At 66.1% G+C, this 21,888-nt stretch carries 23 protein-coding genes; 10 read left to right on the top strand and 13 right to left on the bottom strand.

Annotated elements, in window-relative coordinates:
- Positions 1-18: 18 nt before the first annotated feature.
- Complete coding sequence (locus G455_RS0111370) at positions 19-2,442, bottom strand: mechanosensitive ion channel family protein (protein ID WP_028093826.1); 2,424 nt, start codon at positions 2,440-2,442, stop codon at positions 19-21.
- 185 nt (positions 2,443-2,627) lie between these two features.
- On the opposite strand from G455_RS0111370, the gene G455_RS0111365 reads away from it, so the two are divergent.
- Genes G455_RS0111365 through G455_RS0111330 form a run of 8 tightly spaced genes read left to right on the top strand, consistent with a single transcriptional unit; the run spans position 2,628 to position 10,420 of the window.
- Complete coding sequence (locus G455_RS0111365) at positions 2,628-3,908, top strand: nucleotide sugar dehydrogenase (protein ID WP_028093825.1); 1,281 nt, start codon at positions 2,628-2,630, stop codon at positions 3,906-3,908.
- Positions 3,909-3,913: 5 nt separating this feature from the next.
- Positions 3,914-5,155: a glycosyltransferase family protein gene (locus tag G455_RS0111360; RefSeq protein ID WP_084437059.1), complete on the top strand. Its 1,242-nt coding sequence runs from the start codon at positions 3,914-3,916 to the stop codon at positions 5,153-5,155.
- Positions 5,152-6,393, top strand: coding sequence for a glycosyltransferase family 4 protein (locus tag G455_RS0111355; RefSeq protein WP_028093823.1), 1,242 nt, complete (start codon positions 5,152-5,154; stop codon positions 6,391-6,393). The genes G455_RS0111360 and G455_RS0111355 overlap by 4 nt, the downstream gene beginning before the upstream one ends.
- Positions 6,390-7,469: a glycosyltransferase family 4 protein gene (locus tag G455_RS0111350; RefSeq protein WP_028093822.1), complete on the top strand. Its 1,080-nt coding sequence runs from the start codon at positions 6,390-6,392 to the stop codon at positions 7,467-7,469. The genes G455_RS0111355 and G455_RS0111350 overlap by 4 nt, the downstream gene beginning before the upstream one ends.
- The gene (locus tag G455_RS0111345) at positions 7,466-8,056 is read left to right on the top strand and encodes a histidine phosphatase family protein (RefSeq protein WP_028093821.1); all 591 of its coding nucleotides are present in this window, start codon (positions 7,466-7,468) and stop codon (positions 8,054-8,056) included. The genes G455_RS0111350 and G455_RS0111345 overlap by 4 nt, the downstream gene beginning before the upstream one ends.
- The gene (locus G455_RS0111340) at positions 8,053-9,189 is read left to right on the top strand and encodes a glycosyltransferase family protein (protein WP_028093820.1); all 1,137 of its coding nucleotides are present in this window, start codon (positions 8,053-8,055) and stop codon (positions 9,187-9,189) included. Before G455_RS0111345 ends, G455_RS0111340 begins: the two co-directional genes overlap by 4 nt.
- Positions 9,186-9,947, top strand: coding sequence for a polysaccharide deacetylase family protein (locus G455_RS0111335; RefSeq protein WP_028093819.1), 762 nt, complete (start codon positions 9,186-9,188; stop codon positions 9,945-9,947). Before G455_RS0111340 ends, G455_RS0111335 begins: the two co-directional genes overlap by 4 nt.
- Positions 9,944-10,420 carry a class I SAM-dependent methyltransferase gene (locus G455_RS0111330; RefSeq protein WP_028093818.1) on the top strand — a complete coding sequence of 159 codons (477 nt, stop codon included), beginning with the start codon at positions 9,944-9,946 and terminating at the stop codon, positions 10,418-10,420. Before G455_RS0111335 ends, G455_RS0111330 begins: the two co-directional genes overlap by 4 nt.
- Positions 10,421-10,530: 110 nt before the next feature.
- Here G455_RS0111330 and G455_RS0111325 read toward each other — a convergent pair whose 3' ends face one another.
- Entirely contained in the window at positions 10,531-11,673 is a 1,143-nt protein-coding gene (locus G455_RS0111325; protein WP_028093817.1) for an alpha-D-ribose 1-methylphosphonate 5-triphosphate diphosphatase, read from the bottom strand.
- Between the two features lie 46 nt (positions 11,674-11,719).
- Between G455_RS0111325 and G455_RS0111320 the strand changes: the two genes are divergently transcribed.
- Positions 11,720-12,409 carry a DUF1045 domain-containing protein gene (locus tag G455_RS0111320; RefSeq protein WP_028093816.1) on the top strand — a complete coding sequence of 230 codons (690 nt, stop codon included), beginning with the start codon at positions 11,720-11,722 and terminating at the stop codon, positions 12,407-12,409.
- Here G455_RS0111320 and phnN read toward each other — a convergent pair.
- From phnN to phnG, 8 genes are all read right to left on the bottom strand, one after another.
- On the bottom strand, positions 12,391-12,951 hold the full coding sequence (gene phnN, locus G455_RS0111315) for a phosphonate metabolism protein/1,5-bisphosphokinase (PRPP-forming) PhnN (RefSeq protein WP_028093815.1): 561 nt from the start codon (positions 12,949-12,951) through the stop codon (positions 12,391-12,393). The genes G455_RS0111320 and phnN overlap by 19 nt on opposite strands.
- Positions 12,948-13,631, bottom strand: coding sequence for a phosphonate C-P lyase system protein PhnL (gene phnL, locus G455_RS0111310; RefSeq protein ID WP_028093814.1), 684 nt, complete (start codon positions 13,629-13,631; stop codon positions 12,948-12,950). The genes phnN and phnL overlap by 4 nt, the downstream gene beginning before the upstream one ends.
- A gap of 40 nt (positions 13,632-13,671) precedes the next feature.
- Positions 13,672-14,442: a phosphonate C-P lyase system protein PhnK gene (gene phnK / locus G455_RS0111305; RefSeq protein WP_028093813.1), complete on the bottom strand. Its 771-nt coding sequence runs from the start codon at positions 14,440-14,442 to the stop codon at positions 13,672-13,674.
- Between the two features lie 85 nt (positions 14,443-14,527).
- Complete coding sequence (locus tag G455_RS0111300) at positions 14,528-15,388, bottom strand: alpha-D-ribose 1-methylphosphonate 5-phosphate C-P-lyase PhnJ (RefSeq protein ID WP_028093812.1); 861 nt, start codon at positions 15,386-15,388, stop codon at positions 14,528-14,530.
- Positions 15,385-15,981 (bottom strand): HAD family hydrolase, encoded by a 597-nt coding sequence (locus G455_RS0111295; protein WP_028093811.1) that lies wholly within the window; start codon positions 15,979-15,981, stop codon positions 15,385-15,387. Before G455_RS0111295 ends, G455_RS0111300 begins: the two co-directional genes overlap by 4 nt.
- Positions 15,978-17,066, bottom strand: coding sequence for a carbon-phosphorus lyase complex subunit PhnI (locus tag G455_RS0111290; RefSeq protein WP_028093810.1), 1,089 nt, complete (start codon positions 17,064-17,066; stop codon positions 15,978-15,980). The genes G455_RS0111295 and G455_RS0111290 overlap by 4 nt, the downstream gene beginning before the upstream one ends.
- Positions 17,067-17,069: 3 nt before the next feature.
- A complete protein-coding gene (gene phnH, locus G455_RS0111285; RefSeq protein WP_028093809.1) occupies positions 17,070-17,648 on the bottom strand; it encodes a phosphonate C-P lyase system protein PhnH in 579 nt (192 codons plus the stop codon).
- Positions 17,648-18,112, bottom strand: a complete 465-nt coding sequence (gene phnG / locus G455_RS0111280) for a phosphonate C-P lyase system protein PhnG (protein ID WP_028093808.1) — start codon at positions 18,110-18,112, stop codon at positions 17,648-17,650. Before phnG ends, phnH begins: the two co-directional genes overlap by 1 nt.
- Before the next feature lie 103 nt (positions 18,113-18,215).
- On the opposite strand from phnG, the gene phnF reads away from it, so the two are divergent.
- The gene (gene phnF, locus G455_RS0111275) at positions 18,216-18,926 is read left to right on the top strand and encodes a phosphonate metabolism transcriptional regulator PhnF (RefSeq protein WP_028093807.1); all 711 of its coding nucleotides are present in this window, start codon (positions 18,216-18,218) and stop codon (positions 18,924-18,926) included.
- A gap of 7 nt (positions 18,927-18,933) precedes the next feature.
- Here phnF and G455_RS0111270 read toward each other — a convergent pair whose 3' ends face one another.
- Genes G455_RS0111270 through phnE (G455_RS0111260) form a run of 3 tightly spaced genes read right to left on the bottom strand, consistent with a single transcriptional unit; the run spans position 18,934 to position 21,830 of the window.
- Positions 18,934-19,557, bottom strand: coding sequence for an LbetaH domain-containing protein (locus tag G455_RS0111270; protein WP_028093806.1), 624 nt, complete (start codon positions 19,555-19,557; stop codon positions 18,934-18,936).
- A gap of 57 nt (positions 19,558-19,614) precedes the next feature.
- Positions 19,615-20,964: a phosphonate ABC transporter, permease protein PhnE gene (gene phnE, locus G455_RS0111265; protein ID WP_028093805.1), complete on the bottom strand. Its 1,350-nt coding sequence runs from the start codon at positions 20,962-20,964 to the stop codon at positions 19,615-19,617.
- Positions 20,961-21,830, bottom strand: coding sequence for a phosphonate ABC transporter, permease protein PhnE (gene phnE / locus G455_RS0111260; protein WP_028093804.1), 870 nt, complete (start codon positions 21,828-21,830; stop codon positions 20,961-20,963). Before phnE (G455_RS0111260) ends, phnE (G455_RS0111265) begins: the two co-directional genes overlap by 4 nt.
- Between the last annotated feature and the right edge of the window lie 58 nt (positions 21,831-21,888).

Here is a 21,888-nt window from a genome sequence, read left to right as displayed (position 1 = left end):
CGAGGGCGGCGACCGCGCCTAGCGGTCGTCGCCATGGCTGCCACCGCCGTAATCCAGATCACCGTCGTCGATCGCCCGTTGCACCGCCCCGGCCACCGCTTCGCGCTGATCGTGCGTCAGGTCCTTGGTCTCGCCATCGGCCAACCGCACGGTAACCTCGCGATGGGCGAACTTGACCCCCTCGCGCGCGAAAAGCTCTCGGATCTCCTCATAGACCCGCTTGCGCACCAGGAACTGATCGCCCGGCTTGGTCATGAATTTGACCCGAATGATCATGGCGCTGTCCTGCATCTCGATCACGCCCTGGGATTTCAGCGGCTGAATGAAGTTCTCGCCGATCACCGGATCCTCCAGCAGCCGTTCGCCCAGCTTCTTGATCAGCTTGCGGACCTTTTCCACGTCGGTATCGTAAGTGACCCTGAGCGGCAGCTTCATGATCACCCAGTCGCGGGAATAGTTGGTCAGAACCTTGATCTCGCCGAAAGGAATGGTGTGCAGCGCCCCCAGATGGTGGCGCAACTGGAACGAACGGACCGATATCTTTTCAACCGTGCCCTTCACATCGCCGATGTCGATATATTCGCCCTTGCGGAACGCATCGTCGATCAGGAAGAACGCGCCCGAGAAAATATCGCGCACCAGCGTCTGCGACCCGAAGCCCACCGCCAGGCCGACGACACCAGCACCGGCGAACAGCGGGCTCACGTTGACCCCCAGTTCCATCAGCGCGATCAGCACGATGGAAACCACCACCACCGCCAGGATGGCGCCGCGGAACAGCGGCAGCAGCGTCGCCAGCCTGCTGGCCCCCGCCATGCCGCCTTCGTCGCCCATCTCGGCCTCCTCACCATCGCCGACCTCTTCGGCGATGCGGGTGTCGATCCAGATCCGGAACAGGTGATAGACGATATAGCCGATGAACAGGATCACCATCACATCGAGCAGGCTTTCCACCGCCGGCATCTTGCGCAGCCGGCTGTTGGCGTCCCAGATCAGCACCAGCGCATAGAAGCCGGCGACAAAGGCCAGGATGCCCGATACCTGCCGGGCAAGCTGCTCATAGGTCTTGATCACCGGGCGATGCGCCCGCAGCCAGGCTGCGGGCCCCTCCTCCCCCTCGGCGATCTCGGCCTCGGTCAGTTCCTCGTTCAGCGCCTCGCGCGAATGGGAGCGAGCGAAGTAATGTTCGATGGCATAGTTGATCGCCGCATAGACGATCAGGATCGCCACGAAACTGGCATAGGCGGAAACAATCGGCGGCAGCCCCATAGGCAGCTCCAGCACAAGCTGATAGGCAAGCCGCAGCCAGGTGAAGATGAAATAACCGGCCAATACCGGCGCCCAGAGCGTCACAAGCATGCGGGTCAGCCAGGTGATCTCGGCCTGGGAACGGCCGTTCCGGATCGCCCGCCCGATGGCCCCGCCATTGAAGGCCAGCATCAGCAGATTGCCCACTGCCCCCACCAGCGACAACGCCCCGAACAACAGCGCATAGACGTTGTAATTCAGCCCGAAATCCCTGATCCAGGTACTGAAGACGCCGGCCACGATGTTATAGGCCGTCAATCCCGAGGCCCAATAATACAGCCGCCGCGCCTCCCGGTCGGTAAAGCGCGGGATCCGGTACTGGCGCAGGAACGGCGACAGGATCATGCGCCACAAGTCCGACACGGTGCGCACCGCGAAAACCGTCGCGAAGATCGCCGTCACGGTGAATTGCACAGACAGGTCGTCGCTGTAGCCAAAGACGATGACGATCATCAGAAGCGCCAGCGCCAGGCTGAGTACGGTGCCGATCAGCCCCGCGAGAAAGCGGTAGACCAGAAAGGGCATCTTTTCGAGATACCCATCGGGGGCTTCCTTCACCAATGGCACGATAAAGCGCCGCGCCACATTCCACCCATAGGCCCAGCTGATGAAGCCGTAGCTCAGCAGGATGAAGAGAACGCTCCGGAAGAACACCTCCACATAGGTCGCGATACGTCCGTCAGGGCTGGTGGCGCGTAGAATATAGGCAACTTCGTTCAGCGAGGTGGGCAGGGCCTTCAGGCGGCCATCCAGGGTTTCGCGAAATTCCCTGATGCGCTCTTGCGCTTTCATCATCGAGGAATCGCCGGACATCGTGCGCGGTTCGCCGGCGGCACCGCCTCCAGCGCCGGCAATGGCCGCCCCCGCCCCGGCAGAGGAGGCCATCGGCGTACTTCCGCCGCCGCTGGTTATCTGCTGCCCATCGGCATTGACCACCACCACGCTGACACCAGCCTCTGCCGCCTGTTTCAACGCATCGGCCAGATTGGCCTCAGCGGCAGTCTCCTCGACCGTTTTCGCAGGCGTGGACGCCTTTATTCCGGGGGTCGGCAACAGCGACTGCGCAATCCCCGGCAGCGGCATAAACACCAGAAGCCAAAGCGCGAGCATCCCTCGCAAGACCATATGCATCATCCTGTCCGCCCCTGCGATCTTCTGGTTGCGTTGAAGGCTACAGGAGCATGTTTTTGGAGGCAAACCTCTCGTTCGGGAATTTGCGGCGCCGCAGAAACCTATTTGCAATCAGACCCGATTTCACTAGTACGGAGCTGTCCGCCCGGGCTTGGGCTCGCGCGGCCATGCGGAACGAGAGACGGGCTATGGCCAAGCAAGGCAATCAAGACAGGATCGCGGTGCTCGGTCTCGGCTATGTCGGGCTGCCGCTAGCGGTGGCGCTGGCGCGGGCCGGCCTCGATACCGTCGGCTTCGATACCGACAGCACCCATATTGCGGCCCTCAGGCAGGGCCATGACCGCAACGGTGAGGTCTCTGGCGCGTCGCTGCGGGCGGCCGGCACCCGGTTTGCCGACGACCCGGCCGATCTGGAAGGCTGCACCGCCTTCATCATCGCGGTGCCCACACCGATCACCGATGCCAAGACCCCGGATCTGGAGCCGCTGCGCGCGGCCTGCCGCACCATCGCCCCCTATTTGCACAAGGATGCAATGGTGGTTGTGGAAAGCACCGTCTACCCCGGCGTCACCGAAGACGTCTGCGGCCCGGTTCTGGCCGCACTCTCGGGGCTTGTGCTTTATGACGACATCAAGCTGGCCTATTCGCCGGAACGGGTGAACCCGGGCGATGCCGAACATTCGCTGCAAGATGTGGTCAAGATCATCTCCGCTCAGGACGAAGACACACTCGACCGGGTCGAGGCGATCTATGCGCCAGTGGTCAAGGCCGGGCTGCACCGGGCCGGTTCGATCATGACGGCTGAGGCCGCCAAGGTGATCGAGAACACCCAGCGCGATCTGAACATCGCGCTCGTCAACGAATTCTCGCTGATCTTCTCGCGTCTCGGGCTCGACACGCTGGAAGTACTTGAGGCGGCAGGGACCAAGTGGAATTTCCTGCCCTTCCGCCCCGGTCTGGTCGGCGGGCACTGCATCGGCGTCGATCCCTATTACCTGACCTATCGCGCCGAACAGCTGGGCTATCGCCCCGAGGTGATCCTGGCCGGTCGCCGGATCAACGACCAGATGGGCAAGCACGTCAGCCACGAGCTGATCAAGGCACTGTTGGCGCGCGGCGCCAATCTGGCCCAGGCACGGGTTCTGGTGATGGGGTTCACCTTCAAGGAAAACTGCGCCGACACCCGCAATACCCGCGTCGCCGATATCGTCACCGAACTTGAAGCCTATTCGATGCGCCCCGATGTCTATGACCCCTGGGTCGATGCCGACAGCATCGCGCATGAATATGGGATCACCCCTATCGCCACGCCGGAAACGGGTGTCTATGATGCCATTATCGTGGCCGTCGCCCACAAGGAATTCACTGACATGGGGGCCGCCGCCATTCGCGCACTAGGGAAACCGGGGGCGGTTCTGTATGATATCAAGGGGATTTTCGGCAAATCAGGTGCGGACCTGAGGCTGTGACGACCATGACGAAAGGCGCGACATATCAGGGCCAGCGACCGCGCAAAGACCGCGCGCCGCGCGTGATGCTTTACAGCCACGACACCTTTGGCCTCGGGCATCTGCGCCGGTCGCGCGCATTGGCAGGTGCCATCACGCGGGCCGATCCCGAGGCCTCGGCATTGATCCTGACCGGTTCGCCGGTCGCCGGACGGTTCGCCTTTCCCCACCGGGTCGATCATGTCCGCCTGCCCGGTGTCACCAAGCGCAGCGACGGCTCCTATGTGGCCCAGACACTCGGCATGGATATCGAAGAAATCACCGAGCTTCGCGCGGCACTGATCGAAACCTCGGCCCGGCAATACGATCCCGACATCCTGATCGTCGACAAGGAGCCTACCGGTTTTCGCGGAGAGCTGCTGCCGACGCTGGACGCCCTGCGGGCCGCCGGCCGGGCGCAGCTGGTGCTGGGTCTGCGCGACGTGCTGGACGATCCTGCACTGCTCGCGGCGGAATGGGAGCGCAAGGGCGCAATCGAGGCCACGCGCAGCTATTACGATGAAATCTGGGTCTATGGCCTGCGCGAGTTCTATGATCCGGTCGCTGAGCTGCCGCTGGGCCCCGCGGTGCGGGCACGCATGCACTGGACCGGTTATCTGCGCCGCGATCTGGGCCAGAGCGCGCCCCCTCCGATGGAAGGGCCCTATATCCTGATCACCCCCGGCGGCGGCGGCGATGGCGAATTCATGGTCGACCTGGTGTTGTCGGCCTATGAAAGCGATCCAACTCTCGCCCCGCATGCGGTGATCGTCTACGGCCCGTTCCTGTCGGGCGAAACGCGGGAGGATTTCGAAACCCGAGTGGCCCGTCTGGGCGGGCGTGTCAGCGCCGTGGGTTTTGAATCGCGGATCGAACCGCTGTTCGCCAATGCCCAGGGCGTGGTCTGCATGGGCGGCTATAATACCTTCTGCGAGGTTTTGTCCTTCGATCGCCGCGCGGTGATCGTGCCACGCACCACCCCCCGGTTGGAACAATGGCTGCGCGCCTCCCGCGCCGAGGAACTGGGGCTGGTGCGGATGCTGGAAGACGGCCGTGATGGCCTGACGACTGCGGCAATGATCCGCGCCATCCGCGATCTGCCAAACCAGCTGCTGCCGTCTCAGGCGATGGCCAACAGCCGACTGTCGGGTCTGCTTGACGGGCTCGACTATATCACAAGGCGGGTCAACGCACTGCTGCATCAACATCCCGGACAGGCCGCCGAATGACCGACATGCCCCCGCCGCTCGCCATCGTGGTGAAGGGCTGGCCGCGGCTGTCGGAAACCTTCATCGCCCAGGAACTCGTCGCGCTGGAAGAGGCCGGTCTGAGGTTCGACATCTGGTCACTGCGCCACCCGACCGACAAGAAACGCCACCCGCTGCACGACCGGCTGCAGGCGAAGGTGCGCTATCTGCCGGAATACCTCTATGACGATCCCGCCCGCGTCGCCCATGCCCGCGAGATCGCCCGCACCCTGCCCGGCTATGCCGAGGCCCATGCGCTCTGGCGCGCCGATCTGCGCCGGGATGAAACCCACAACCGCATCCGCCGCTTCGGCCAAGCCTGCGTTCTGGCCGCCGAATTGCCCGAAGGCACTCGCGGCCTCTATTCCCATTTTCTGCATACGCCGAGCTCGGTCGCCCGCTATGCCGCGATCATGCGCGGATTGCCCTGGAGCTATTCGGCCCATGCCAAGGATATCTGGACCTCGCCCGAGTGGGAAAAGCGCGAGAAACTGGCAGGCCCCCATGCCGCCACCTTCGGGGCCACCTGCACCGCCTATGGCGCGCGGCATCTGCGCGATCTGGCGGGCGATCCGGCCAAGGTCGATCTGATCTATCACGGGCTCGACCTGTCGCGCTTTCCGGCCCCCCCGGAGCGGGCCCTGCGCGCCCCCGGGGCACCCCTGCGCCTGCTGTCGGTGGGCCGGCTGGTCGAGAAGAAGGGGTTCGACCGGCTGATCGCCGCCCTCGCCCTCTTGCCCGACGATATCGACTGGCACTGGACCCATATCGGCGGCGGAGACCTTGGCCCCCGGCTGGCGGCCAAGGCCGAAACCTTCCGCATCGCCGACCGGATCGACTGGCGCGGGGCCTGTGACCAGCCCGAAGTGATTGCCGCGATGCGTGCGGCAGATATCTTCGTCCTGCCCAGCCGTATCGCCCAGGACGGCGATCGCGACGGGCTGCCCAACGTGCTGATGGAAGCCGCCTCGCAGCTTCTGCCGATCATTTCCACCGCCGTCGCCGCGATCCCGGAGTTCATCGACAGCGGCACCCATGGCCTGCTGGCCGAGGACGACCCCGAGGCGCTGGCCCAGGCGATCACCACGCTGGCCCGCGATCCGGCGCTGGCCGCCCGCATGGCCGGGGCCGCCCGCGACAGGCTCCTCGCAGAATTCACCATGCAGCCCGGCATAGACCGTTTGGCGGCGAAACTGCACCGCATGCTCGGCACCCCATGACCCGCATCGCCTTTTACGCGCCAATGAAACCGCCGGAGGACCCGACCCCTTCGGGCGACCGGGAAATGGCGCGCAACCTGATTGCCGCCATCGGAGCGAAGGGCGCGCGGGTTGATGTGGTCTCGACCCTCAAGCTGCATGAAAAGGCCGGCGATCCGGCCCGCCAAAGGACCCTGCACCAGCAAGCAAAGTCCGAGGTTGCCCGGCTGACCCAGGACTTGGGGCGCGACCGCCCGGCGCTCTGGGTAACGTACCACAATTACTACAAGGCGCCCGACCTGATCGGCCCGGCGGTCTGCGCCGCCCTCAAACTGCCTTACGTCCAGCTCGAATCGACCCGCGCAAGAAAACGGCTGACCGGCCCCTGGGCCGACTTCGCCCGGGCAGCAGAGGCCGCCTGCGATGCCGCGCAGGTGATCTTCTATCTCACCGCAAACGACCTGATCACGCTGGAGCGTCACCGTGCCCCCGGCCAGCGACTGATCCCCCTGCCGCCCTTCCTGCCCACCGACACCCTGCCGCCGGCCTCTGCCTGCGAGGGGCCGATGCTGACGGCGGGCATGATGCGGGCGGGCGACAAGCTCGCCTCCTATACCATCCTGGCGGAAACGCTCGGCTATCTGCGCAGCGACTGGCAGTTGGACATCGCCGGCGACGGCCCGGCGCGGGCCGAGGTCACGGCGCTGATGGCCCGCTTCGGCGACCGCGTTCGCTTTCTGGGCCAGCTCGACCGCAAGGCGCTGACCAAGGCCTATGCCCACGCCGGCCTGTTTGTCTGGCCCGGTGTGAACGAAGCCTTCGGAATGGTTTATCTCGAAGCGCAAGCTGCCGGCCTGCCGGTGGTCGCCCAGGACCGCCCCGGGGTGCGCGACGTGCTGCTGCCCGGTGATTACCCGACGCCCGAGGCCGGCCCGGAGGCGCTGGCCCGCACCCTGGGCCACCTACTGGACGATCCCGCGCTGCGCCGCGCCCGGGGGGCAGAGGCCCGCGCGATGATCGCTCGCACCCACCTGCAACCGGCGGCGACCGACTGCTTCTGGTCCGCCGTGGCCCCGCTGCTGGACGCCCCCGCATGATCCGCCTCGCCCTCCTCCGCCACGGCCACACCGACTGGAACCGCCAGGGCCGCATCCAGGGCGCCAGCGACATCCCGCTGGACGACGAGGCGCGCACGTGCCTTGCCGCCCTGCGCCTGCCGAACGACTGGGCCGCCGCCGAACTCTGGTCCAGCCCGCTGAAACGCGCTGCCGAGACCGCCGAGCTGGTGGCCCGCCGCGCCCCCCGCCTCGCCCCCGAACTGGTCGAGATGAACTGGGGCGATTGGGAGGGGCAGCGCGGGCTCGATCTGCTCGCCACCCCCGGCAGCGGCTTTCGCCATATCGAGGAGTGGGGCTGGGATTATCACGCGCCGGGGGGCGAAACCCCGCGCAATCTCTGGACCCGGCTCAAGCCCTGGCTGGCCCGTCTTGATCGCAGCGCGCTGGCGGTCTGCCACATCGGGGTGATGCGGGTATTGCTGGCGCGCGCCCATGGCTGGGATTTCTCCGGCCCCGCCCCCTTCAGGATCAAGCGCAACCGGCTCTATGTCCTGCGGCTTGAGGGCGAAACCCTCACTCCCGAAGGCGAGCCGATCCGGCTGATCCCGGCGGAGGGCGCGGCATGAAGGTGATGATCACCGTCACCCATCTGCTCGGCACCGGGCATCTGTCCCGCGCGCTGACGCTGGGCCGGGCCTTTCACGCGGCGGGGGATGAGGTTCTGATCGTCTCCGGCGGACGCCCGGCGCCGCATCTGGACCGCGCGGGCCTCGGCTGGCTGCAACTGCCGCCCCTGGCCTCGGACGGGGTGAATTTCACCCGGCTGCTCGACGACCGGGACCAGGAGGCCAGTGCCGGATATCTTGAGGCCCGCCTGACCGGGCTGCGCCGCGCGCTTGCCAGTTTCGCCCCCGATGTGCTGATCACCGAGCTGTTCCCCTTCGGGCGCCGCAGCCTGTCGGAAGAATTCCTGACCCTGCTCGAGACCAGCCGTGACCTGCGCCGCCGGCCTGTCATCCTGTCTTCGATCCGCGATATCCTCGCCCCGCCCTCGAAACCGAAGAAGGCCGACCGCGCCGAGGCGATCGTGACCGAATTCTATGACGCCGTGCTGGTCCATTCCGATCCGACCGCCACCACACTGGACCGAAGCTGGCCGGTGACGCCGGCGCTGGCGGCAAAACTGCGCTATACCGGCTATGTCGCACCACCCGCGCCACGGCCCCATCCGGAGGATGCAGGCACGGGGGAGATCCTGGTCAGCGCCGGCGGTGGCGCGGTGGGCGATCCGATCTTTCACGCGGCCCTCGCCGCGGCGCGGCTGACCCCCGATCTGGCCTGGCGCCTGCTGGTCGGCGGCCATGACTTGGACCGGATCGCCGCCCTGCGGGCCGAGGCCCCGGCCAATGCAAAGGTTGAACCGGCGCGCCCCGATTTCCGCCAGATGCTACCGCTGGCGGCGGCCTCGGTCAGCATGTGCGGCTATAACACCGCGATGGATCTGCTGCAGGCCGGCCCCCCCGCGGTGCTGATCCCCTTCGACGCCGGGAAAGAGGTCGAACAGGGGCTCAGGGCGGCGAGCCTCGCCACCCTGCCGGGGATCAAGGTGCTGCCCGCCGCCGAACTGACACCCACCCGCCTGATCGACGCGCTCGCCACCGTCATCGCCGCCGGCCCGCGCCACGATACCACGCTGCAATTTGACGGCGCCGCCCGATCCGTGGCAATCGCCCATCAGATGGCAAAGGCAGGCACATGACCCCGGACTGGACCCCGCTCGATCAGGAACTCGACCGCTGGCGCGATCAGGGGCTGACCCTGCCGCTCTGGTGGCGTGACGATGATGCCATCGCCCCCACGCCGCAGCTCGACCAGCTCGCCGCCCTCGCGGCAAAGGTCGGCCTGCCCGTCCACCTCGCGGTGATCCCGGCCCGGGTCAGCCCGGCGCTGGCCCAGGAACTGCCGCCGCATCTGATCCCCGTGGTCCATGGCTGGGCACATCAGAGCCACGCCCCCGCAGGCGAGAAGAAGGCCGAATTCGGCGCCCACCGCCCGCTGCCCGACATGGCGGCCGAGGCGCGCGATGGGCTGGCCCGGCTGCAAACCCTCTTCGGCCCCGCCCTGCCGCCCCTCTTCGTGCCGCCCTGGAACCGCATCGCGCCCGAGATCACCGCCACCCTGCCGGCGCTCGGTTACCGGATGATCTCCACCTTCACCCCGCGCAAGACGCCCCTCGCCGCCCCGGGGCTCAGCCAGATCAACACCCATCTCGACCCGATCGACTGGCGCGGCAGCCGCTCGCTCGCCGCGCCCGAGCGGCTGATCGACCAGATTGCCCGCCAGCTCACCGACCGCCGCGAGGGCCGCGCCGACGCGGACGAACCTTACGGCATTCTCACCCATCATCTGGTCCATGACGCGGCCATCTGGGACTTCACCACCGCCCTACTGGTGCGACTGATGCAAGGCCCGATCACGCCCTGGACCGCCCCCAAAGACCCGGAGACCGAAGAATGAGCCGACTGGATTCCATGCTGCGCCGCCTTGCCGCGCAACGCGACGGGCTGAACTGGGCCGCCGAACAGATCGGCCCCCTGCCCGGCGATGTGGTCGACCTCGGCCTCGGCAATGGCCGCACCTATGATCACCTGCGCGAAATCCTTCCCGATCGCCGCATCTGGGTGATCGACCGGGTGCTGCAATGCCACCCCTCCTGCACCCCACCCGAGGCGGACTTCCTGCAAGGAGAAGCCGAACCGATGCTGAACAAACTGGCCGACAGCGGCCACAAGATCGCGTTGGCGCATTACGACTTCGGCTTCGGCATCAAGGAGAAGGATGTGGCCGAGGCAGCGCGGCTGTCACCGCTGATCGCCCGGATCATGGCCCCCGGCGGACTAATCGTCTCGGGCCAGCCGCTGGTTGGCTTCGACCAGCTTCAGGGCCCTGAAACCATCGCGCCCGACCGTTACATGTTCTATCGCGCCTGACCCCAAGCGCCGAATTGGCGGGGCGGCCAACAGGCTCTCGCCGCCCCTGCCTTTTTCTGGCTCGAAATATCCCCGCCGGAGGCACGCGCCCCGAAAGGGGCGCGTTCAGATTACGCCACCCGACGCCCCTGCACCCAAACGGATTGCAGCGCCGGAGTTTCGCCGCGCAGGCGGAAGCGGATCAGGTCGGCCCGTTTGCCCGCCACCAGCTCACCGCGATCCTCGAGCCCGGCAGCAGCCGCCGGAGTGCGCGTTACCGTCGCGATCCCACGCGCCAGATCGCCCCACATCTCCCCCAACCGCACCGCGGACAGCAACAGCGCCGCCGGGACGTAATCCGACGATACGATGTCCAGAAGCCCCAGCTCGGCCAATTCGGCCGCCGCGACATTGCCGGAATGCGAGCCGCCCCGCACCAGGTTCGGCGCCCCCATGATCACCTTGATGCCATGGTCGTGACACGCCCGTGCCGCCTCCACCGTGGTGGGGAATTCGGCCAGGCGGATGCCATAGGAGGCCGAGGTCGCCACCTGCTCCGCCGTGGTGTCATCATGGCTCGCCAGCACCGCACCGAACCGCGCCGCCTCGGCCACGACCCCCTGCTCATGCGCCTCCCCCAGCCGGTCGCGCAGCGCCTTGAGCTGGGCGACATGCTGAAGGAAATCGTCATCGCTCATCGCGTGCTTGCCCTTCATGTATTGTTCCAGCTTGGAGATATCGCGGAACTGCCGCTGCCCCGGCGTGTGGTCCATCAGGCTGACCAGACGCACCCGGTCGGCCTCACCGAATTCCGCCAGCTCCTCCAGCAGGGTTTCCGAACAGACCTCGGACCGCAGGTGCAGGAAATGGCTGATCTTCAGCATGTCGGCGGCGCGCAGCTCCATCAGCTCGGTCGCAAGCTGCCGGGCGTATTTCATGTACCGCCCCTTGCCGTTGGGGATCGAGCCCACCCGCATCGCATCGAAGACGGTGGTGATGCCGGTGCCGGCCAGTTCGGCGTCATGCGCCAGCATCGCCGCCGCATGCGGCCAGTCGACCTTGGGGCGCGGCTGGATATGGCGTTCCAAGTTGTCGGTGTGCAGCTCGATCAAGCCCGGGGCGATGTAATCGCCCTCACAGTCCACCGCGCCCGCGGGCACCGAGGTGCCGCTGTCGATGGCGGCGATCCGGCCGTCGACCAGTTTCACGCTGCCCTGCACCACGTCGTCGGGCAGGACCAGCAAGGCATTGGCAAGATGTAATTCTTCTGTCATCTGATCATCGCATTCTCTGGGGGACAGGATGCCAGCCGAGGCCGACATGGAATTCAAACGTTACGCCATCTATTACGCTCCGCCCGTCGCGGCGGATTGGAGCCGGTTCGCCACCCGATGGCTGGGCTGGGATATGGAGACGGGCGCCGGGGCGCCGCATCCGCAGGTGGCAGGCCTGCCGCGGCCGGTGGCCGAGATCACCGCGACGCCGCGCAAATACGGGCTGCATGCCACCATCAAGCCGCCATTCCGCCTGGCCGAGGGCATGACCCGAGATGGGCTCGAGGCGGCCTGCGCCGATCTCTGCGCCACGCTTGCGCCTTTGGCCTTCGACGGGCTGGTGCTGTCGCGGCTTGGCCGGTTCCTGGCGCTGCGCCCAAGCGGCGATCAAACCGCACTGAGCGTATTGGCCGCCCGCGCGGTCGAGGTGCTCGACCGCTTCCGCGCCCCGGCCCCCGAGTCGGAACTGGCCCGCCGCCGCGCCGCCGGGCTCAGCCCCGCTCAGGAGGAAAACCTGCTGCGCTGGGGCTATCCCTACGTGATGGAGGAGTTCCGCTTTCACATCACCCTGACCGGCAAGCTGGCGAAAGGCGATCTGCCGGCAGTCGAGGATGCGCTCGCCCGCGATCTGGGCCCGCTTCTGCCCGCGCCCTTCGCGATCCCAGATCTCGCCCTGATGGGCGAGGATGACACCGGCCGCTTCCATCTGATCCACCGCTACGCGCTCTCTGGCTGAAGCAGGGCCAAGGCGGCAGTCACTGTCGCCTCCAGCGCACCGCTGTTGTCCAGCGTGACAACTCGGCGCAGCCCCTCGGGCAGTGGCGCCGCAGCCCGTGTCAGCCGGCGGGCGCGATCTTCGGCATCCTCACGGCCACGCGCGGCCAGACGCTGCGCCAGCACCTCGGGATCGGCGCTCAGCGATAGCACGATCAAGCCGGGAAACCGCGCCTGTGCCTCGCTCAGAACCCCACGCGACAGGTTCACCAGAACGCCTTGCGCGCCGGCGCGCAAGGCCTCGATCCCGGCCGGGATGCCATAGGCCAGCCCATGGGCGCGCCAGCTCAACGCAAAACCGCCCGCCGCCTCCATCCGCTCGAAGGCCACAAGATCGACGCCGGTGAAGGCCTCGCCCCCCGCTTCCTCCGGTCGGGTGATCACCCGCCGCTGGATGCAATAGCCCGGCTGCCGCGCGACCAGCGCCTCCATCACGCTGTCCTTGCCGACCCCGGAGGGGCCGACCACCGCGATCACCGGCGCGGGGGCGCGCCTGTCGCTCATGCCGCCACCTTCGGGGTGAAACCCGAGACATCGACCGCCCGGTCACAGACCCGCGCCCGCGCCTCGGCATCGTGGAAGATGCCGACGATAGCAGCTCCACGCGCCTTGGCGGCCTCGATCAGCTCCAGCACCACCTCGCGGTTCACCGGGTCGAGGCTGGCGGTCGGCTCGTCCAGCAGCAGCGCCGGATAGTCATGTGCGAAGCCGCGCGCGATATTGACCCGCTGCTGTTCACCGCCCGAGAAGGTGGTGGGGCTAAGGCTCCATAGCCGTTCGGGGATGTTGAGCCGCCCCAGAAGCTCCGCCGCCCGCGCCCGCGCCCGCTCCTCCGCCATGCCAAGCGCCAGCAGTGGCTCGGCCACCACATCCAGCGTCGGCACCCGCGGCACCACCCGCAGAAACTGGCTGACATAACCCAGGACTTCGCGCCGCAGCGCGATGATCTCGCGCGGCTCGGCGCGGGCCACATCGACACCGCCGACCAGGATCTGCCCCTGGTTGGCGCGATAATTGCCATAGATCATCCGCATCAGAGTTGATTTCCCCGCCCCCGATGCGCCGGTCAGCGCCACGCAGTCGCCGGGCAGAACCTCCAGCGCCGCGTCCTCCATCACCGGGATCACCGCGCTGCCCTGATTGTGCAGCACGAAACTCTTGCCGACGCCGGCCAAGGCGATCATCGGGCTGTTCATCTGTGCAGAAGTATTCATCTCTTGCGCCTCACACCTGCAATACCGAGGAAACCAGAAGCTGCGTATAGGCGTGCTGGGGATCGTCCAGCACCTGATCGGTCAGCCCGGCTTCGACCACATGCCCGTCCTTCATTACCATCAGCCGGTCGGCCAACAGCCGCACCACCGCCAGATCATGGGTGACGATCAGCGCGCTCAGCCCCATCTGCCTCACCAGTCCGCGCAGCAGATCCAGCAACCGGGCCTGGACGCTCACATCCAGCCCGCCGGTGGGCTCGTCCATGAACACCAGCCGCGGATCGGTCACCAGGTTGCGGGCGATCTGCAGCCGCTGCTGCATGCCCCCCGAGAAGGCGCTGGGGCGATCGTCCACCCGGGTCTCGGAAATCTCCACCCGGTCGAGCCAATCGACCGCACGGGCGCGGATATCGCCGTAATGCCGTGCGCCCACCGCCATCAGCCGCTCGCCGATATTGCCGCCGGCGCTGACGTTCATCCTCAACCCGTCACGGGCATGCTGATGCACAAAGGCCCAGTCGGTGCGCCCCAGCATCCGGCGCGCCGGTTCCGACATGGTGACGGTATCGACCGGCCCGTCGGCACGGGTGTCGAAGATCACCTGGCCGCGATCCGGCGCGATGTGCCCCGCCAGACAATTCAAGAGCGTCGACTTGCCCGAGCCGCTTTCACCGACGATCCCCATCACCTCACCGGGATAGAGATCAAAGCTCACATCGGTGCAGCCGATGCGGGCACCGTACATCTTGGCCACATCGCGGACCTGCAACAAAGGCGTCATTCGAGTTCCTCCCCGACCTTGGGGTTAGCACCAAGAGTTTTCGAAATCTCTTGGCAAAATTCTTCAAAGAATTTTGCATCTCCGCTCATGCCGCCGTCTCCACGCCCAGCCGCCCCACGTGGCCCGCCTCTCGGCGACAGCGGCAATAGTCACTGTCCGAGCACACGAACATCCGGTTGCCGGCATCGTCGAGGATCACCTCGTCAAGATAGCTGTCCTCGGCACCGCAAAGATCGCAGGGATGATCCGCCTTGGTCGCCTCGAAGGGGTAATCCTCGAAATCGAGGCTCACCACCGGGGTATAGGGCGGCACCGCATAAATGCGCTGCTCCCGCCCCGCCCCGAACAGCTGGATCGCCGCCATCTCGAGCTTGGGATTATCGAACTTGGGGATCGGCGAGGGGTCCATCACATAACGATCGGCCACTTTCACCGGATAGGCGTAAGAGGTCGCGATGGCGCCGTGCTGGCTGATGTCCTCATAGAGCTTCACATGCATCAGCCCGTATTCTTCCAGACTATGCATCTTGCGTGTCTCGGTCTCACGCGGTTCCAGGAACCTCAGAGGTTCCGGGATCGGCACCTGATAGACCAGGATCTGATCCTCGGTCAGCGCCGCCTCCGGGATGCGGTGACGGGTCTGGATGACTGTCGCCTTTTCCGTCTCCTCGGTCACCGCCACACCGGCGGTCTTCTCGAAGAACTTGCGGATCGACACCGCATTGGTGGTGTCGTCCGACCCCTGGTCAATCACCTTGAAAGTATCCTCAGGCGTCAGCGCCGCCGCCGAGACCTGCACGCCCCCGGTGCCCCAGCCATAGGGCATCGGCATCTCGCGCGAGGCGAAGGGCACCTGATAGCCCGGCACCGCCAGCCCCTTCAGGATCGCCCGGCGGATCATCCGCTTGGTCTGTTCGTCCAGATAGGCGAAGTTGTAGTCGCTCATAGAAGCCCCCTTTCGGTCAGCGCGTTTTCCAGCGCTTGGGGAGAGGTGAAGTGAACCGCGTCCATGCCGACAGCGCGGGCGCCGTCGACATTGCGCGGAGAATCGTCGACGAACAGGCAATCGCCGGCTGCCAGCCCGGTGCGGTCCAGCAACGCCCGAAAGATCGCCGGGTCCGGTTTCAGCAGCTTTTCCCGCCCCGACACGATGGTCACGCCGAAAACCTCGGCCAATTCGGGATGCACAGACAGGCCAATCGGCCAGGTTTCCTGCGACCAGTTGGTGATCGCATGGGTCGCCACCCCGGACGCCCGCAGGCGATTGAGCAGCCCCCAGGAGCCTTCAATCTTGGCCGCGATGGTACGGTGATAGCCGTCCAGATAGGCCGCGAGCAGCGCGCCATCCTCGGGGTCCGCGACCTCTGCCGCCAGCGCGGCAAAGCTTTCGCCACGATCGCCGCGCAGGTTAAGGGCCGGGAAATCGACCCGAGCCATGAAGGCCGCAATCGCGTCGCGGTCGGGCAGCTTGTCCTCCCAGGCGCGGTACGGATCCCATTCGACCAGCACGTTGCCGATATCGAAAACAACCGCGGTCACTCTGCCGCCTCCCGCGCCTCATCCTCCCCGGCCTCGCGGCGCAGTTTGCGCACCAGCTCCAGCTCGGATTGGAAATCGACGTAATGGGGCAGCTTGATATGCTCCAGAAACCCGGTCGCCTGGATATTGTCCGAATGGCTCAGCACGAACTCCTCGTCCTGCGCTGCGGCGCCCAGGAAATCCTCGCCCAGCTCTCGCCAACGCAGCGCCCGATCGACCAGCGCCATGGCGATCGCCTTGCGTTCGGTCTGGCCGAACACCAGCCCATAACCGCGGGTGAATTGCGGCGGTTCAGTCTTCGATCCCTTGAACTGGTTCACCGTCTCGCATTCGGTCAGCTCGACCTCGCCGATCTCGATGGCGAAGCCCAGCTCCGGGACATCCAGCTCGACCGCCACGGTGCCGATCCTCAGCTCCCCGACAAAGGCGTGGTTGCGGGCATAGCCGCGCTGGGTCGAATAGGCCATGCCGAGGATGAAGCCCTCGTCGCCACGGGTCAGCGATTGCAGCCGGATGTCGCGCCCGGCCGGAAAGGACATCGGTTGGCGGGTCAGATCGCCCGGCACCGCCTCGCTTTCCGGTTCGCGCTGGATGATATCCTCGCCCTGGAGGAATTCGGTGATATGCGGCGTCGCCTCTTCGCGCGGTTCGGCCCGCGGGGCTTCGGCCACCTCCCCCTCAGCCGCCAGTTTGAAATCCAGCAGCCTATGGGTGTAATCGAAGGTCGGCCCCAGAACCTGGCCGCCCGGGGCATCCTTGAAGGTGGCCGAGATGCGCCGGTCACAGGCCATCTTGCCCGTCTCCACCGGCAGTGTGGCACCAAAGCGCGGCAGGGTGGTGCGATAGGCTCGGATCAGGAAGATCGCCTCGATCAGATCGCCGCGCGCCTGCTTGATCGCCAGCGCCGCCAGATCGGGATCGTAAAGCGAACCTTCGGCCATCACCCGGTTCACCCCCAGCGCCAACTGTTCGCGGATCTGGGCAACAGACAGCTCGGCGACCGAGGTGTCGCCGCGGCGTTCTTCCGCCAGCCAGGCGTGGGCGTTCTCGATGGCACGTTCGCCACCCTTGACTGCAACATACATCGTTCAGCCCTCCGCCACTTGGGTGCTGCGCGGCAAGGCCGCCACTTGGCCGCCGCAGGTAAAGAAGAAATCGAGCCCGAGGGGATAGAGCATGGCATTGCCCTGAAACGCCGTCAGGTCGGGCAGCGACAGATGCGCGACATCCTTGATCCCCGGGCCGCGCAGGGCGGCGCCTTCGGGCTGCAGCGCCGCGACCTCGACGATCAGAGTGGCGGAACGGTCGGGATATTCCGCCTCGCCGATCCTGAACTGATCGAGCGGCTGCAGATCGTCCCATGTACCCACCGCGAAATCGGCCTCGGCCGCCGCAACCACCGGCGCACCGGTATGAAAGGCCAACCAGCCGCGCAGCTCTGCCGTATCGCAAGGACCGGCCAGATAGACCCCGGTTTCCGGATCGCAGAGCGTCAGCAACAACGTGCCCGCCGCAGCCGACAGCGGCGCCGGCGGTACTGCGGTGTCAAGCGTGCGAATCTCGCCCGGTTTCGCCATCACGTTCATCGCCGCCCGAAAGGCGCGGGCGGCCTCGATCGCCGGATCGGCGAAACCACCGCCAAAGGCGGCCTGTGCAGGTACAGCCATCAATCCTCTCCCCTGACCATTGTGAAGAAATCCACCTTGGTGGCGGCCGATTTGGCGGCGCGGTCGCGCTTGGCCTCGGCCATCGCCTCGGCCAGCGGGTCGAGCACGGCCACCCGCAGCGCCGCCGCTGCCGGCGTCTGCATCAGCGCGTCGATCAACGCCGCAACCTCGGCCTTAGTCTTGCCACGCCCCTGCACATAGGCGTGCCCCACCGTGCCATCCGCCAACGCCAACGAACAGCGGGTCACCGTCATCTCGCCCAGGTTGAAGGGCGCGCCGGTGCCGCCCATTCGGCCGCGCACCATCACCGCGCCGACCTCGGGCCGCCGCAACCAGTCAAAGCCGGGCTGAGGCCCATAGGCCTGCCACAACTCCATCAGTCGCGCTTCGGGCGCCCTGGACAGAAGCCCCATCCAGCCGCGCCGCGCCTCGTCCGCGACAGTGTTTTTTTCATCATTCGCCATGAAAGCCTCTTGGCCCGGTTGTCTAATTGATCTATACAACTATACAAATATTAGACGTCGCCGCGCCTGCGCGCAATTCCTTGTGTTGTGAAAATTTGGTGACATGGCCCGCACCCCCCTTTGGAAATCCATCGCGCTGGCATTGACGGCGGATATCGCCGAGGCGCGCTATCAAACCGGCGACCAGCTCCCGACCGAGGCGCAGCTTGCCGCCAAATTCGGCGTCAACCGCCACACCGTGCGCCGGGCGCTGGCCGAGATGGCAGATCAGGGGCTGGTGCACGCCCGTCGCGGCGCCGGCGTCTTTGTCGCAGCGCGCCCCACCGACTATCCCATCGGCAAGCGCGTCCGCTTTCACCAGAGCGTCGCCGCCGGCGGACAGACCCCGACGAAACGGTTGCTGGCGCTCGGCACCCGGGCCGCCGACACCCGCGAGGCGCAGGCGCTGAACCTACCCACCGGGGCCGCGGTTCTGGTCTATGACGGGCTGTCGCTGGCCGATGGCGCCCCCATAGCGTTGTTCCGCAGCACCTTTCCCGCCGACCGCTTTCCCGACCTCCACGCAGCCCTGAGCGAAACCCATTCAGTCACCCAGGCGCTGATCCGGTGCGGCGTCGAGGATTACACCCGCGCGACCACCCGGATCACCGCCAAGCTTGCCAATGCCACCCAGGCGCTGCACCTGAGAATCGCCGAGGGGGCGCCGATCCTGCGCACGGTCGGCCTCAATATCGACGCCAAAGGGGAGCCGGTGGAATATGGCTGCACCTGGTTCGCGGGGGACCGGGTGACGCTGACGGTCGACGGGATCTGAACCGCGTTCAACCCTCGTATTTGTCCAGGAACGCCTCGGCGCCAAGGCTTCGGAAATCCTTCAGCGTTTCACGCAGCCGGTCGTGATCCCAATCCCACCAGGTCAGCGCGATCAGCCGTTCGGCGATCTCGGGCGGCTGGCGGTGGCGCAGCGGCTGCGCCGGGATGCCGGTCACGATGGTGTAAGGCGCGACATCCTTGGTCACCACCGCGCCCGAAGCCACGACGGCGCCATGGCCAATGGTCACCTCTGGCTTGATCTGGGCACCATGGCCGATCCAGGTGTCATGGCCGATATGGGCCACCCGCGCTGCCCGCGCCGCGAACCAATCGGCATCATGATCCGCATCCGGCCAGTAATCGGCCGAGCGATACATGAAATGATGCAGGCTTGCCCGGTCCAGCGGGTGATCGGTGGCCCCGATCCGCACCGCGCTGGCGATATTGGCGAATTTGCCCACCTGCGTATTGGCGATATCGCAATCGCGGTCGCAATAGGAATAATCCCCCATCGTAGAATTCGACATCCGCGTACGGGCGCCGATCTCGACGAAGCGGCCCAGGTCGCTGTTGGAGATCACGCAATCCTCATGCACCAGGGGCCCCCTGGCACTCAGCTTCGGCCCAACCATGGCCTGCCCTTTCTGTTATGTCCCAATGCGCCCGCCGGGGGGCGATGCGGGGCGACCTCAGTGGCCGCCCTCGTCTCCCGTAATCAGCTTGCGCCGCACCCAGCCCGAGAACCAGTCCAACGCCATGACCATGATCACGATCAGCACGATGTAATAGGAGACCTCTTCCCAATCCTTCTGGGTGATGATCGCCTGGGTCAGCAGCAGACCGATCCCGCCACCGGTGATAGCACCGATGATGGTGGCGCTGCGGGTGTTGGATTCGAAGAAATACAGAAGCTGGCTCAGCAGCACGGGGGTGATCTGCGGGATCACCCCGAAGCGATAGCGTTGCACCGGCTTGGCACCGGTGGAGGAGACGCCCTCAATCTGCTTGTCGTCCACATTCTCCAGCGCCTCGGAGAAGATCTTGCCGAAGGTGCCACTGTCGGTCACCAGGATGGCAAGCGCCCCCGTCAGCGGACCGGGCCCGAAGGCACGAGCCAGGACGATGGTCCAGATCAGCCCGTCGACGCCGCGCACGAAATCGAACAGCCGGCGCATCGCGAAGCGCACCACGCGCAGCGGCGTAAAGTTCCGCGCCGCCAGGAAGGCCAGCGGCAATGCCACGACCGCAGCGCCAAAGGTGCCCAGGAAAGCCATCAGGAGGGTTTCGAACAGCGCCCAGGCGACTTCACCATGGTGCCACATGTTATTGTGCCAGAACCCATCCCAGATTGCCCCGGCCTCGCCATTGAACGCATGGCGCAACAGCGTCAGCGGCCCCATGCCGTAATAGGGGCTGTCGAGGGTGAACCAGAACAATTCCCAACCAGTGAAATAGCGGAACACCTCGGCCTTGGTGCGGGTGACATTCAGCCGGCCCGCATCGGTCGTCACCGCCAGCCGGCTTTTCGACGCGCTGATCCAGGACGGCACCGGCCCGGCGGGCAACGTCACCTCCACCCCTCCGGCGCGGCTGGAAACCACCTGGATCAGCCCATAGCCTGGCACATCGTATTCGACCCGGTTACCGGGTAGAAAGCGGACCTCGTTGCCATGGCCGAGTTCGATCACCGTGGTGCCGCCGGGTTCTCCCCGCGCGACCCAATCGGGCGACATGCCCGCGGGATAGGTGCCCTTGCGCTCACCCTCTATGGCGACCGTGACCTCAGCGCTGCGCGCGTCCCGGGTCACATGGGTCTTGTAACTATAGCTGTCGGCCACCAACGTCCTGGCATGCTCCAGACTTGCGCGGCCATAAAGCCCGGGCACATCGAAGGCGAAGAAGACATAGGTCAGATAGGCCAGCACCACTGCCGGCAGGCCGAAGTTCAACAGACGCTTGCGCTGGAACAATCGGTCGGCCTGCGCCTTGAGCGCCGCGGTTCCCTGGGTGCCGCCCAGATCGGTGGAAAAGGTGGTCATGCGCGGGCTCCATGAGTCAACCGGTCGCGGAAATAGCCGGAAAGCTGATCGACCAGAACGATGGTCAGGAACAGCAGGACAAAGATCGCCGCCGCCTCGTCGTAGCGGCCCTGGCCCCAGGACATGGCGTTGCGCAGATCATAACCGATGCCGCCGGCGCCGACGAAACCGAGGATGGCCGAGGCGCGAATGTTGATCTCGAACCGCAGCAGCGCATAGCTGACATAATTCGGCCCGACCTGCGGGATCACCCCCAGGATCATCCGCTGCGGCCAAGTAGCGCCGACCGATTGCAGCCCTTCCACCGGCTTCAGAGAGGCGTTTTCGTTCACCTCGGAAAACAGCTTGCCAAGCGCGCCGACGGTATGCAGCGCGATGGCGATCATCGCCGGCACCGGACCGCCACCCAGGATAAAGATCAGCACCAGGGCGATCACGATTTCGGGGATCGCGCGCAGGATATCCATGACCCGCCGGAACAGCGGGATCAGCGCCGGCCAACGTGCCAGCCCCCGGGTGGCGAGCAGCGACAACACAATGCCGGCGATCGCCCCCAGCAGGGTGGAGGCGGCGGCGATGTTCAGCGTCTCGACCAGCGACGGCAGGAACCGCAGCAGATTGCCGGGCAATTGCGCCGCCTTCTCGACCGCCTCGCCCAGAACCTCGGCCGGATAGTCGAACACATGGGTGATACCGTCACCGAAGCTGCCGGCGTTGCGCATGTCAGCGGTCCGAAACCCCGCCGCCATCAGCGCCACGAACAGCGCCAGCAAGATGCCGCCATAGATCCTCTTCTTCCGCGTCAACATGGTATAGGAGGCACGGATTTCGTCGATACGATCCGGTCCTGCGGTCAGATCTGCCATGGCGGTGTTCCTTTCAGACGGACGGGGCCCGGCACAGGCCGGACCCCGCCTAGGTCAG

The organism is Pseudodonghicola xiamenensis DSM 18339, assembly GCF_000429365.1.
Lineage (GTDB): Bacteria > Pseudomonadota > Alphaproteobacteria > Rhodobacterales > Rhodobacteraceae > Pseudodonghicola > Pseudodonghicola xiamenensis.
The sequence above is the reverse complement of the archived record's forward strand: the minus strand, read 5'-3'. Positions and strand labels throughout refer to the sequence as shown.

What these genes read in the sequence shown, in the direction of transcription:
- G455_RS0111370 (WP_028093826.1), bottom strand. Translation starts at nt 2,442, where the DNA reads ATGATGCATATGGTCTTGCGAGGGATGCTCGCGCTTTGGCTTCTGGTG.
- G455_RS0111365 (WP_028093825.1), top strand. Translation starts at nt 2,628, where the DNA reads ATGGCCAAGCAAGGCAATCAAGACAGGATCGCGGTGCTCGGTCTCGGC.
- G455_RS0111360 (WP_084437059.1), top strand. Translation starts at nt 3,914, where the DNA reads ATGACGAAAGGCGCGACATATCAGGGCCAGCGACCGCGCAAAGACCGC.
- G455_RS0111355 (WP_028093823.1), top strand. Translation starts at nt 5,152, where the DNA reads ATGACCGACATGCCCCCGCCGCTCGCCATCGTGGTGAAGGGCTGGCCG.
- G455_RS0111350 (WP_028093822.1), top strand. Translation starts at nt 6,390, where the DNA reads ATGACCCGCATCGCCTTTTACGCGCCAATGAAACCGCCGGAGGACCCG.
- G455_RS0111345 (WP_028093821.1), top strand. Translation starts at nt 7,466, where the DNA reads ATGATCCGCCTCGCCCTCCTCCGCCACGGCCACACCGACTGGAACCGC.
- G455_RS0111340 (WP_028093820.1), top strand. Translation starts at nt 8,053, where the DNA reads ATGAAGGTGATGATCACCGTCACCCATCTGCTCGGCACCGGGCATCTG.
- G455_RS0111335 (WP_028093819.1), top strand. Translation starts at nt 9,186, where the DNA reads ATGACCCCGGACTGGACCCCGCTCGATCAGGAACTCGACCGCTGGCGC.
- G455_RS0111330 (WP_028093818.1), top strand. Translation starts at nt 9,944, where the DNA reads ATGAGCCGACTGGATTCCATGCTGCGCCGCCTTGCCGCGCAACGCGAC.
- G455_RS0111325 (WP_028093817.1), bottom strand. Translation starts at nt 11,673, where the DNA reads ATGACAGAAGAATTACATCTTGCCAATGCCTTGCTGGTCCTGCCCGAC.
- G455_RS0111320 (WP_028093816.1), top strand. Translation starts at nt 11,720, where the DNA reads ATGGAATTCAAACGTTACGCCATCTATTACGCTCCGCCCGTCGCGGCG.
- phnN (WP_028093815.1), bottom strand. Translation starts at nt 12,951, where the DNA reads ATGAGCGACAGGCGCGCCCCCGCGCCGGTGATCGCGGTGGTCGGCCCC.
- phnL (WP_028093814.1), bottom strand. Translation starts at nt 13,631, where the DNA reads ATGATCGCCTTGGCCGGCGTCGGCAAGAGTTTCGTGCTGCACAATCAG.
- phnK (WP_028093813.1), bottom strand. Translation starts at nt 14,442, where the DNA reads ATGACGCCTTTGTTGCAGGTCCGCGATGTGGCCAAGATGTACGGTGCC.
- G455_RS0111300 (WP_028093812.1), bottom strand. Translation starts at nt 15,388, where the DNA reads ATGAGCGACTACAACTTCGCCTATCTGGACGAACAGACCAAGCGGATG.
- G455_RS0111290 (WP_028093810.1), bottom strand. Translation starts at nt 17,066, where the DNA reads ATGTATGTTGCAGTCAAGGGTGGCGAACGTGCCATCGAGAACGCCCAC.
- phnH (WP_028093809.1), bottom strand. Translation starts at nt 17,648, where the DNA reads ATGGCTGTACCTGCACAGGCCGCCTTTGGCGGTGGTTTCGCCGATCCG.
- phnG (WP_028093808.1), bottom strand. Translation starts at nt 18,112, where the DNA reads ATGGCGAATGATGAAAAAAACACTGTCGCGGACGAGGCGCGGCGCGGC.
- phnF (WP_028093807.1), top strand. Translation starts at nt 18,216, where the DNA reads ATGGCCCGCACCCCCCTTTGGAAATCCATCGCGCTGGCATTGACGGCG.
- G455_RS0111270 (WP_028093806.1), bottom strand. Translation starts at nt 19,557, where the DNA reads ATGGTTGGGCCGAAGCTGAGTGCCAGGGGGCCCCTGGTGCATGAGGAT.
- phnE (WP_028093805.1), bottom strand. Translation starts at nt 20,964, where the DNA reads ATGACCACCTTTTCCACCGATCTGGGCGGCACCCAGGGAACCGCGGCG.
- phnE (WP_028093804.1), bottom strand. Translation starts at nt 21,830, where the DNA reads ATGGCAGATCTGACCGCAGGACCGGATCGTATCGACGAAATCCGTGCC.